Below are 12,624 nucleotides of genomic sequence, written 5' to 3'. Positions count from 1 at the left end.
CACTTTTTTTTGGTCGTTATGAGTTTTCCAAAGCTTTTCAGAACTATCGGTACATTTTCTATAGTATTAATCTCAGTATTAATAAACTTCACTTCTCAAGCATCAGAGATGAATATTTCGAATATTAATCTCAGCGAGCCAAAAACGTTTCTCCAATCCACAATTATATTTTCTTCTTTAGACTCGAATAACCTTCTTTCTAATAATACAGTCAATGACATTGCTCAAGATAAACTTGGCTTTATTTGGATTGGTACAAATGATGGTTTAATTAAATATGATGGTAGAACTGCTCAACACTTCAAATTTAAAATTGGCGATAGACTAAAGCTCAATAGTAACCTAATCAGAACTATTTTTAGAGATTCAGAGGAAAGGTTATGGATTGGACGCGATGGGGGCTTGAGTTTATTTTTGCCTGAAAAAAATACGTTTTTAAGCTTCGAGGAACATAAAGACTACAATTCTATCAAAGGATTAGAATTTGTAACAATCGCCGAAGGTCCAGATAAAAACATTTGGTTTGGCACGTCAAAATCAGGTCTAGTTCAGTTTAATCCGAACACAAACTCATTCACCAAGTATACTGCAGACAAACTGTCGAATCTATCATCTAACCGTATTAGTGATTTAACCTTCGACACTTATGGAACGATGTACGTCGCAACATATGACGAGGGAATAAACGTCAAAAATTTTTCCGAATCAAAGTTTCACCAGTTAACAATAGAGACTAACTCTAAGTCACAAATAAACGATATAAGAACACTTCATGTAACACACGACAATCACCTATGGGCTGGTACAGAATATCACGGAGTTCTTTTAGTCAATTTAAATTCAAGAGAAACGAGACATTTCAAGCCTGATAAATCTGACCCATATTCGTTTTGTGACAGCATGGTAAATGATGTCATGGAAGACTCTAACGGTTCGTCGTGGTTTGCTACGCAAAATGGCCTTTGCAAGTTTAATTCTCAATCCCAAAGCTTCACACGGTATATTGCAGAGAACAATCGGAATACAAGCCTATTGAGCAATCAGATTAGCTCTATATTTGAAGATGATGGAGGTGTAATTTGGTTAGGCTCTATTAAAGGAGTTAACTACTGGAATGCATCTAGCAGACCTTTCCAACATATCAGCAGTGCAACATCACCTTTAATGGAGAGTGACGACATTTTATCGTTTGCAGAAACGCAGGATAATACTTTATATATTGGCAGTTTGGAGGGAGGAATAAGTAAATATGAAAAAGTGTCTAATTCGCTCAGTCATTTTTCACTATCTGAGGAAATGGGGCCAAAACAACCGATTGCTGTGCCGAGTTTAAATGTTTCATCTTCTAACAAGTTGTGGATTGGCACAATGGACGCTGGTGTTTATGTTAAAAATTTAGAAAATGGGCAATTAGCTCAATACAACATTGAAAATACTTCTAACAGTGAAAACGCACTATCCTCAAATGCAATATCCAAAATAATAGAAACTAAAGAGAGGTCTACTGTTGTATCTACTTATGGTGGAGGACTGAATATTTTCGATTCTGAAATGAACCTTTCTAAATTTACTGCTTCCGATGGCCTATCTTCGAATTATATTATAGATGTTACAGAAGATAGAAAAGGGCATATCTGGGCTGGTACACTCGGTGACGGCCTAAACAAAATAAACTTAGAGACTGGTGAAGTTGAAGTCTTCAAAATTGATAAAAACAATCCAAATACGATTAAGTCTAATTCGATTCTAGGCTTGTTAGATACTAAAGATTATCTATGGTTGGCGACTAAAGATGCGGGTGTAGCGAGACTGGACAAAGCAAAACTTGAGCAAGGTATTGTCGACTTTTTACATATTGGTACAGACCAAGGTTTAGCCAGCAGTTTTACCTATGGTGTGTTAGAAGACGAGAACGGCTTAATTTGGATTAGCCACTCTAAAGGGCTCAGTCGTTTAAATCCGGTTAACCTATTTTCCGTCAATTTTAATACTAGCCATGGTTTACAGGGTAATGACTTTCACAGTGGCTCATTTTTTAAATCAAAATCAGGCCGCATGTTTTTTGGCGGACCAAATGGCTTTAACACATTTATACCAAGTGAAGTTTCGTTAAACACGTACAAGCCTCCTATTAGGCTTACTAAATTTAGCCAATCAAATAATGAAACACCAATACACCAACTCTTTAACAAGAATGGTACTTTGGTTTTAGATTACGATGAAACTGTAATCGACTTTGAATTTGCCGCTTTAGATTACACAAAACCGGAATTAAATCGTTATAAATACAAGATGGAAGGCTTAAGCGAAATTTGGTCTGATCTTGGGACCAGCAATCACATATCATTTTCATCGCTGCCAGATGGTTTTTATACCCTTAAAGTAAAGGGGAGTAACAACGGCGGTGTTTGGAGTGACGAACTTGCTATTCCAATTCGAGTGATGCCTCCTTTGTGGCGCACATGGTACGCTTATTTATTTTATTTTGTTGCCGCGAGTGTTTTATTTTTAATACTTGTTAGGCAGCAACAGATTAAAATCCAACAGCAAATTGCAAATGAGAAAAAACTACATAAGCTCGCTTATTTTGACAGCTTAACGGGTTTGCCTAATCGTCAAAGCTTCTATGAGAGTATGGAACGCTTTTTATCCTTAGCTAAGCGCGGTAATTACAATGCAGGCGTAATGTTTATCGACTTAGACCGATTTAAACGAATAAACGATACATTGGGCCACAACTTTGGTGACAAAGTCTTAATGCAAGTTGCTGAACGGTTACGCCAAAGCGTTAGGAACAGTGACTTTGTCGGCCGAAACTACGATGTAAAATCATTTAAAAATGAAATAGCTCGTTTAGGTGGAGATGAATTTACTGTATTCCTAAGCCATCTTGATAGCCCAGAAGAAACAACAAACGTTACTCAACGGATTATTGAAAGTATTTCTAAACCAATTACGGTAGATGGCTACGAGGTTTCAGTGACGCCTAGTATTGGTATTGCTATGTACCCGGAAAATGGAAGCACGGTTCAAGAATTAATGAAACATGCTGATGTGGCGATGTATCAGGCCAAAGAGGACGGACGCAGAACCTTTAAATATTACTCTAATTCTCTCAATGATAGAGCAATGGAGCGACTGCAATTAGAAGAGTACCTTCGTTCAGCACTAAAAAATCAAGAATTTGAGCTTTACTATCAGCCACAAGTCGATTTAAAGACCAACCAAATCACCAAGGCTGAGGCACTACTTCGTTGGATTCACCCAGAGCTGGGTTTTGTTTCGCCAGCTGATTTCATACCTATCGCCGAAGAGTCTGGAATAATTGTTGAACTAGGAGACTGGATCCTTCAGCAAGCTTGTATGCAAGCAAAAGAGTGGCGTGACGCGGGACATGATATTCGAGTTTCAGTAAACGTTTCGAGTATTCAATTCAAACAAACAAATTTAGTTGATAATGTTAGGAATGCGCTTGAGCTTAGCGAACTTCCAAAACACTTACTGGAGTTGGAGTTAACCGAAAGCGCCGTCATGTCGGATGTAGAAGACAACATAGGCCGACTACAGATGTTTAAAGACATGGGCATTCGAATCGCCGTCGATGATTTTGGAACTGGTTACTCATCACTGAGTTATTTGAAAAAATTCCCAATCGATACCTTAAAAATAGATCGATCGTTCATTGTTGATATTGATACCAATGAAAATGATGCTGCTATTGTAAAAGCGATTATGCTACTTGCTGAAACAATGCAGTTAAATGTAGTTGCTGAAGGCGTCGAAACATTGGAGCAATTACGAATTATTGATAATTACGGCTGCCAATATATCCAAGGCTACTTCTTCAGTCGTCCTCTGCCACATGCTGACTTTATGAAGTTTGTGAGCGAAGAGTTCGCTGATAAAAGCACATGGAAATTAGACCTCATTGGCTAACTCTGTAATTACTAATCACGATATAAGCTAGTGCTGATTATCCGTTAGACAATAAAAAAGGGCTTATCGCCCTTTTTTGCTATTCCGCTGTCGGTTTTGAGTAGCCTTATTTGAAATACTGCAATGACTCAAGCATGCCTACGTCTAACCTTATTCGGCTAAATATTTAATTAAACGGTTTAACATATCATTAACCGTTTCAATATCATTTTGCTCTAACTCACCATTCTTAATAGCTTTGTTTACACTTTTCTCTACGTCATCAACCAGCGATTCTAATGTTAACGTTTCTTGTTTAACAATAGCGGTACCGATAACTAAATCAACATGCCCTCTTAAATAGCCACTTGCAAACAATTGATCATCAGTGCCTTCTGCTACATAACCATCAAAATATTCTTGAGCCTTATCACTCAATGCTTCTAAATCAACCATCTATAACTCCTCGTAGCCGACTGGGTAAATAACTTGGTCATGGTAGCCAGTTACCACTGTAATTGGCCCCGATAACATTTTGTCCAACTCAACATCACCGGTATCAGCAATGAGTGGACGACCTTCTAGTGCTTGTAATTTGGTTTTAGTTGCCACAACAATTATATTGTCGCGACCTATTTCTTTAATTAGCTGTGGAGACAACTGCTGATTGCCTCGACCAAAGATATGGCCTTGGCCACCTATTAACGTAATAACGAGCTTAGCGCGCTTTCCAGCGACTATATCGAGCAATTGCGCAGCCGTTACATCAGATGCTACGACTTGTTGATCCAGAAGAACGTCAACGCCAAGCAAGGTATTGTCGCAACCGAGCTCCTCCATAATAAAAGCGACCGTACTGCCTGAGCCCATCACATAAAGCTCATCTTCTTCCATTTCCTCAATAACGTGAGCCGCGATATCCTGAAGCACTAATTCGTCGCTTTCTTTGCCGCCCATTTTTACATTTTGCACATAACGCAACTCTGCTGGAATTTGTAATTCACCATAGCGTTTTGCTTTTACGATGCCTTGCCTAAATAAGGTCTCATCAATATCCATCACATCAGCATCAGTCAACGACACTAACTCACCAGCGACTAGCATTTTTACAATTCGACCGGCTGCTTTTGGTGTTATTGCATATACACCTGAGTGAATCTTACAACCCGCAGGTACGCCTAACACAGTTGTGTTATCAACCGACGCACATATATTGCGTGCCGTTCCATCCCCACCAGCAAACAATAGCAAATCCAGATTTAGCTCAGACATTATTCGAGCAGCTGATTCTGTGTCTTCAAAACTAGTAGCTCCATTGTGATTCACCACCGGCGAATGAACAATGTGACAGGGTATGCCAAGTGCGTTACACGTGCTTTCGCCCATATCACCAGAAACGGTGAACACTTCTAGATTTTGGTAGTAATCACTTACTTCTTTAAGTGCTATTTTAATTCGCTCGTTCGCTAAAGGTTTTGCACCCTTTTGCAATGCTAACTCCGCGGTGTCTTGTCCATCAGAGCCCTTCAAGCCAACTGTGCCTCCAAGGCCAGCCAGCGGATTGACAATGAGACCTAAGCGAAATTTACGCTGCAGTTTGTTTGTCATTATCTTCTCTACTACTATTTTGTTGTTCAAATTGATAGGTAATTTGCTTTATGTCGGTAATGGCTGGTCTTTTGTAATACTGTGCAAGAACCTTCATAAATAGTTGAGCGCGCGAAGGAAAGCCATTTTGAAAATAGATTTTTAGTTGCTCAACGATATCGAGTTGAAATGCATGCCGATCTGGTTGTTGCCCTAATTCGTCGCCCGCCAAGTTATCGCAGCTCACTTGAAACGGAAAACCAGCAGAAGCTGATAGAGCCCACTCAATGGCTTGCGGTTTAATTTCAACCGATTGAAATTTTGCTTGTTGTTCTGATGTTCGCCCATCTGGACAATACCAATAACCATAATCGATTAAGGTTCTACGTTGTTCACCCGCCAAGCACCAATGTGCTATTTCATGCAAAGCGCTTGCATAAAAGCCGTGAGCGAACACCACTTGCGCATAAGATTGCGCTGGAATCAGACCATCCCCCTGGTTAGCAGGTAAATAGATTGGTTCATCCATTCCTTTGACTAACCGAGTATTGAAGGTCTCTGAAAAGCTGTCGTCAAACAAACGAATTATGTCTCGAATATGATGGTCACATTCAATTTCATTTTGGCTATTCATTACTTGATTAATCATTGTTCATTCACTGCACATTGAACGGTTATTAGGACAAACGATTAGTAAGACGCTGGTATAACTGGCGTAGAAACCACTACATCTGCATTCTGCGCCCTATTTCGTAAAAAGTGATCCATAATAGTCAGTGCTAACATTGCCTCTGCGATTGGTACAGCTCTAATACCAACACAAGGATCATGCCGACCTTTTGTAATTACGTCTTGTGTCTGGCCGTTAATATCAATAGTTTTACCTGGCACACTAATGCTCGATGTTGGTTTAAGCGCGATATGTGCAACTAAGTCTTGCCCTGTAGAAATACCACCTAAAACACCGCCGCTATGGTTTGCCGAAAAGCCATTTGGTGTGAGCTCATCTCTATGCTCCGAGCCCTTTTGTGACACAACAGCAAAACCGTCACCAATCTCAACCCCTTTAACGGCGTTAATGCTCATTAATGACTTAGCTACATCGGCGTCTAATCGATCAAAAACTGGCTCGCCAAGACCAACTGGCATGCCAGAAGCGACCACAGTAATTTTGGCGCCAACCGAATCACCGGCTTTTTTCAAATCTCTCATATACTGATCCCATTTCGGAACCGTCTTAACATCTGGGCAGAAAAAGTCATTATTGCGAATTTCACGTTCGTCTACCGATTCAATGGCAATCGGTCCCAGTTGTGACATATAACCAACAATCGTAATACCTTTCGACTTTAACCAAGCTTGCGCAATCGCCCCGGCTGCGACTCTCATCGCCGTTTCTCGTGCAGATGAACGACCACCACCTCTGTAGTCTCGTATTCCATGTTTGTGCAGATAAGTATAATCAGCATGGCCTGGTCGAAACTTATCTTTTATTTCTGAGTAATCTTTTGAACGCTGATCTGTATTTTCTATTATCAAACCTATCGGTGTGCCCGTGGTTTTGCCTTCAAATACGCCACTTAAAATCTTAACTTCATCTGCCTCACGACGTTGTGTTGTAAATCGCGAAGTGCCAGGCTTGCGCTTGTCCAATTCGATTTGGATTAAGGCTTCATCTATTTCTAGGCCTGGAGGACAACCATCTATTATGCAGCCAAGACCTGCGCCATGACTTTCACCAAAAGTTGTTACTCTAAATACATCGCCTATCGTATTGCCTGCCATTGCTTTTTGTATCCTTTACTTAAAGAGTAGAATTAATCACTTCTTGATATTCATCAAGCTGAGACTTAGTAATTGAGAACACACCCAAACCGCCATTTTTAAACTCTATCCAGTTAAATGGAACGGTTGGCAATAACTCAACTAAATGAATCATTGAGTTTCCAACTTCAACAATTAAAACGCCTTGTTCGGTAAGGTATTGTGACGCTTCTTTTAGTATGATTCGTGTCAAATCTAATCCGTCTGGGCCACTGCCTAAACCGATCTCTGGTTCATGATGAAACTCTTCTGGCATATCGCCAATATCTTCTGCATCCACATACGGTGGATTTGAAACAATTAGATCATATCGCTGACCGCCTAAACCTGAAAAAACATCAGACAATAAAGGGACTACTCTATCCGATACGCCCAAGCGATGAATATTTTCATCTGCGATAGCAAGTGCATCAGGACTGATATCAGCAGCGTCCACATAGGCTTCTTCAAAAGCATAAGCACAAGCCACTGCAATACAACCGGAGCCTGTACATAAATCTAAGATTGAATTTGGCGTAAAATCGATAACTGATTTAAATTGTTCTTTAATAAGCTCACCGATTGGCGAGCGAGGTACCAGTACGTTTTCATCAACATAAAAAGGTAAATCGACAAAATAGGCTTGATTGGTTAAATAGGCCGCCGGTTTTTTTGATTCAATACGAGCAACAATGACATCAATAATGCGCTTTCTTTCACTTATTGTTAGTCTTGATGATAATACTTCACTGTTTAGCATTGGACCTATGTTCAATCCCCACGCCAACAGAGAAAAGGCTTCATCCCACGGGTTATCTGTACCATGACCGTAATAGACATCCGATTCGTTAAATCGACTGACCGCCCAGCGTAAAATATCGTTTGCTGTTAAAAGTTCTTCTATCGCTTCTTGAGCTAGTAGAGACAACGTTGGTTGTTCAGACATTTAATTAAACCTAATAAGTAGTAGTCGTTAAGATTTCTGTATTTTACAATAGACGGCCAAGGCTGCGCCATTAGGAAATGAGTTTCATGTCAAAAAAATCAACTTTTCAATCTTTACTAGAGCAAACGGACAACAAGGCCGACGATACTGAGTTCGATTTTGCTTCAGAAATGAAAGGAATTAAGCCAATTAAACAAGATAAACTTCATTTCCGTCACAATACCAATAAGCGTGCGCAAGATAAACCGTCAAATCACAGTGATATCGATAAATTTGCTTTGAGCGATCAAGCGAAGTCTGCACAACGATTTGAGTTTTCTGACGAATACGAGCCATTTATTGACGAGTCGCAAACGTTGAGCTTTGTCCGTGAAGGGTTTCCTAGCTATTTGACCAAAGTTTTGAGACGTGGCGATGTGGTCCCGGAATTGATTCTTGATTTGCACGGCTATACCAAACTACAAGCTCAAAAGGACATCTCGGACCTAGTTTTAGATTGCATCAAACAACATATACCTTGTGCCTGCATTGTACATGGCGTTAGCGGAGGCGTATTAAAAAGGAAAGTACCGCATTACTTAATGCAACACCCTGATATATTAGCCTTTCATCAAGCGCCACTAGAATGGGGCGGACAAGGTGCCATCGTACTTATTATAAATTTAGGTGAAGAACTCACTCACTTATTAGGCCGAGATTTGTAATCGGTAACAATACGTTGAAATTAACGTTTGTTATTCTTCCATTTGTTCAGGCGAAATAATAGTCTCAAGCTGCCCGTTCCACTTATTGATATCTAATTTCAACTTTGCCACAGCGGCTGTTGCCATAATCGGAGTGTGCCCTGAAAGTTCACCAATCAAATAACTAACTAGAGGCATATGTGAAACGCACAATATATGTTGGTCTTGTTTGTTAATTTTTTGCGCATAGGCGAAAATTTCGTCCGTCGCTGTCGCAGGAATACTTGAAGGAATAAAGGATGATGAGGTCACTTCGTCTGAAGTTTCACATGCAGTTAAGATGATATTTTTTGTTTCTTGAGCACGCAAATATGGACTGCAAATCACCAAATCGAAGATATTTGTTTGGCTTTTTAACCAGTTGCCGGTTTTTTTTGCTTCTATCTTACCGATTTCGGTTAGCACCCGAGTTTCATCGTTTACTTGGATAGATTCAGCCTCTCCATGTCGAACCACATAAAGAAAAATTGACATAACACATCTCAATAAAAATCAGTTCAGAGCGAACTTAACAAACTAGGTACATAGACTACGACAGTTTCGTAAAAATTAACAATTTTATCCTTTTATTTTGTTAACTTAATTTAAATAAGTTCGATTTTTGTTAAAAACAAGCTAGGATAAATAAACGGATATTTATTGTATTTGCGCAAGGACATCAAGCATTTATTACAACAAGGCTATTAATGAAAAAAAGTCCAAACGACAACAGGAATTATCAGTCTGTTACATTAAGTAACGGCATTAGGCTTGTATATGTTGAGGATAAAGCATGTAATAAGAGCGCATGTTCATTAGTGGTTAATACAGGTAGTTTTGATGATCCAACAGACCGCCCAGGCTTTGCCCACTTTATTGAACACCTTCTTTTTAATGGCAACAAAAAATACCCGACACCTAACTCTCTACCAGATTTTGTCGCTAAACATGGTGGTCATATAAACGCTTGGACCGCAACTGAGCATAGTAGCTTCCACTTTGACGTTAACCATGACAGCTTTGCCTCAGCTTTGGACCAGTTTGCAAATTTATTCATTTCACCTTTATTCACTGACGACGCGATAAAGCGAGAGCAAGAGGCAATTCACGCTGAGTACAAACTTAAATTACGAGATGATAGCCGTCGCATACAGCAGGTTCACAAAGAAACATGCAATCCTAAGCATCCATTTCATAAGTTTGCAGTTGGTAATCGTCAAACCCTATCTGACTTACCTCAACGCCCGGTCAAAGATGAAATATTAACGTTTTGGCAAAATAACTATCAGGCCCAGTTTATGACGGTCGCGATTGTTGCTCAGAGTTTTGAATGGTTCGATTTAGCACAGCAACTTTTATCGGAAATTAGTTCGAAAAACCCACTACAATCGAAACCGGTAATAACCCAACCACTTTATTCGAAAAAAGACTTAGGCCGTTTTATTTGTATTCGTCCAGTTAAAGAGCTGCACAAACTAAATTTAACCTTTGCGTTACCGTCCATAGATCACTTATACCAACATAAAATGGTGAGTTTTATTGCTCATATCATAGGGCATGAGGGCAGTGGTTCACTATACGAAAGCCTGAAGCGTCAGGGATTGATTAATGGTTTATCCGCTGGGAATGGAATTTCTGGTCAGAACTTTAAAGACTTTAATATCTCAGTCGAATTAACCGAGTTAGGCGAAAGTCGTTTAGACTTAATAATGACGCAACTATTTAGCTTTATTAATTACATGAAAGCTAATTTGCCGCCAGAGTACCTCTACATTGAACAACAAAAAATGGCCCAAATAGGCTTTGATTACCAAGAGCCAACAAAAGCAATCAAGCTTTCTAATCAAATTGCATTGAATATGCATCATTACCCTGAAGAAGATTTCCTGTATGGAGACTTTCGCATGGACGGCTTTGAGCTAGGGCATTGGAATCAAATATTTAACTTCTTTGAACCTGACAATATGCGCATTACATTAGCAAGTCAGAACATTTCGCCCGATAAAGAAGCGCATTGGTATCATACGCCCTACTCCGAACAAGACATTGATAAAAGCGTTATTGACGAGCTAAAAGGTCTTTGTCCAAATGATGGGACTTTTGCATACCCGAGTCCTAATCCATATTTAGAACACGACATCCAAATTGAGCAAAAAGACTTCCACTCAACAATACCTATTAGTTTAAATCAAGAGCTCGGCTGGCAATGCTGGTTTAAGCAAGATTTACGTTTCATGGTTCCCAAGGGCAACATATACATAGGCCTTGATTTACCTCACGGTGTTTCCTCTAATAAAAGCCAAGCTCTAATGCGCTTGTTTTGTGAGTTGTTTATGGACGAAATGGCGGACGTACATTATCAGTCGGAAATGGCTGGGCTACATTACAATTTATATGCTCATACATCTGGGATTACTTTGTATACCTCCGGCCTTAGCGCCAACCAAGCTAGTTTAATTAATAAGCTGGTGTCGAGCCTTCCTACTATTTCGCCAACAAGAAGTCGATTTGAAGAAGTTAAACGACAGCTTGTTAAGCACTGGCGCAATTCAGAATCTAATAAACCTATTAGCCAATTGTTCAGTTTGCTTAACGCTCACTTGTTACCGACTGCAGCTACATCACAACAACTGGCACAAGAGCTGGAGCATATATCCGTTGAAGAATATAACGAATTTGCCACTACCTTATTTAGTGACGTATATGTTGAGATTTTGATTTATGGTAACTGGACAACATCGCAGGCCACCGTAATCAATGAAGATGTAAAACATTTATTCGAAAACAGCACTCGAGTCGAAGAATTGCCTAAGCAATTTCGCTTACTCGAAGATAATGGCATCTTAGAATTGAGTAAAAAGATAGATCACCAAGATTCTGCATCTCTACTTTACTTGCAAGGGCTTCATACGGAATCGGTTACAAACAACGAAATAGAGAAAGCGTACTTTATCTTAGCAAGTCAAATTCTCGCCCCTTACACATTTAATTTATTAAGAACAGAAAAACAACTAGGTTATATGGTAGGTGGTGGCTACATGCCTATTTCTAACATTCCAGGCTTAGCGGTTTATGTACAATCTCATGACTACAGCAGCGAGCGATTAACGTCTGAGTTGCACGACTGTTTATTGAATTTTATTGATGAACTTGAGTCGTTGTCACTTGAGGATTTCGAGCGACATAAATCAGCCGTTATTATGCAATACAAAGAAAAACCAACTAATCTTGCACAGCAAAGCCAGCAGCTTTGGGTCTCAATTAGCAATAAAGACTATCAGTTCAACCAAAAAGACAAAATCGTAAATGAACTGTTAGGGCTGACTAAGCAACATATGGTTAGTTGGTACTCTGCGTTATTTTCACCTTTGCTTAACAAAGGAATCTTGGTAAATAGCAAGTAGCTAAATATTTACTAATTGCTTTGACACTTCAATTTTCATTGGTTATCTTGGCTGTGCATTCCAATTGTAGTATTTAAGATTTTTTGTGTGCCTAAAAAATAAAAATAATAATAACGTTTTATCGTTTATTCCTTTGCTGTTTGTTAGTAATTATTCTCTGGCGACTCAAGCAAATAGTGAAAGTATTGCAAGCTCAAGTTTTGCAGGCGTGTCTATGCTTGTCCCTTTGCTTTTTTGTCTTTGTATA

At 39.4% G+C, this 12,624-nt stretch carries 9 protein-coding genes; 3 read left to right on the top strand and 6 right to left on the bottom strand.

Annotated features, from left to right (window positions below; all coding sequences use genetic code 11):
- Window positions 1-18: 18 nt before the first annotated feature.
- Complete coding sequence (locus J9318_RS05510) at window positions 19-3,936, top strand: EAL domain-containing protein (RefSeq protein WP_210562059.1); 3,918 nt, start codon at window positions 19-21, stop codon at window positions 3,934-3,936.
- Window positions 3,937-4,086: 150 nt separating this feature from the next.
- On the opposite strand, the gene J9318_RS05505 is transcribed toward J9318_RS05510, so the two are convergent.
- From J9318_RS05505 to prmB, 5 genes are read right to left on the bottom strand one after another with little or no spacing between them, the layout of a single operon-like run.
- On the bottom strand, window positions 4,087-4,371 hold the full coding sequence (locus tag J9318_RS05505; protein ID WP_210562058.1) for a YfcL family protein: 285 nt from the start codon (window positions 4,369-4,371) through the stop codon (window positions 4,087-4,089).
- A complete protein-coding gene (locus J9318_RS05500; protein ID WP_210562057.1) occupies window positions 4,372-5,523 on the bottom strand; it encodes an ATP-NAD kinase family protein in 1,152 nt (383 codons plus the stop codon).
- Window positions 5,501-6,151: an elongation factor P hydroxylase gene (locus J9318_RS05495; RefSeq protein ID WP_244731930.1), complete on the bottom strand. Its 651-nt coding sequence runs from the start codon at window positions 6,149-6,151 to the stop codon at window positions 5,501-5,503. Before J9318_RS05495 ends, J9318_RS05500 begins: the two co-directional genes overlap by 23 nt.
- 41 nt (window positions 6,152-6,192) lie before the next feature.
- Entirely contained in the window at window positions 6,193-7,287 is a 1,095-nt protein-coding gene (gene aroC, locus J9318_RS05490; RefSeq protein ID WP_210562056.1) for a chorismate synthase, read from the bottom strand.
- A gap of 19 nt (window positions 7,288-7,306) precedes the next feature.
- Window positions 7,307-8,251: a 50S ribosomal protein L3 N(5)-glutamine methyltransferase gene (gene prmB, locus J9318_RS05485; RefSeq protein ID WP_210562055.1), complete on the bottom strand. Its 945-nt coding sequence runs from the start codon at window positions 8,249-8,251 to the stop codon at window positions 7,307-7,309.
- 86 nt (window positions 8,252-8,337) lie between these two features.
- Between prmB and smrB the strand changes: the two genes are divergently transcribed.
- Window positions 8,338-8,955 carry an endonuclease SmrB gene (gene smrB, locus J9318_RS05480; protein WP_210562054.1) on the top strand — a complete coding sequence of 206 codons (618 nt, stop codon included), beginning with the start codon at window positions 8,338-8,340 and terminating at the stop codon, window positions 8,953-8,955.
- Window positions 8,956-8,985: 30 nt separating this feature from the next.
- Here the strand turns inward: smrB and sixA are convergent, their stop codons facing one another.
- Window positions 8,986-9,468, bottom strand: coding sequence for a phosphohistidine phosphatase SixA (gene sixA / locus J9318_RS05475; RefSeq protein ID WP_210562053.1), 483 nt, complete (start codon window positions 9,466-9,468; stop codon window positions 8,986-8,988).
- 212 nt (window positions 9,469-9,680) lie between these two features.
- Between sixA and J9318_RS05470 the strand changes: the two genes are divergently transcribed.
- Window positions 9,681-12,377, top strand: coding sequence for an insulinase family protein (locus J9318_RS05470; protein WP_210562052.1), 2,697 nt, complete (start codon window positions 9,681-9,683; stop codon window positions 12,375-12,377).
- Window positions 12,378-12,624: the final 247 nt, after the last annotated feature.

The sequence above is a fragment of the Psychrosphaera aestuarii genome, from assembly GCF_017948405.1.
Taxonomy (GTDB): domain Bacteria; phylum Pseudomonadota; class Gammaproteobacteria; order Enterobacterales; family Alteromonadaceae; genus Psychrosphaera; species Psychrosphaera aestuarii.
Note: the sequence above shows the minus strand (reverse complement) of the source record. Positions and strands in the feature narration are given on the sequence as shown.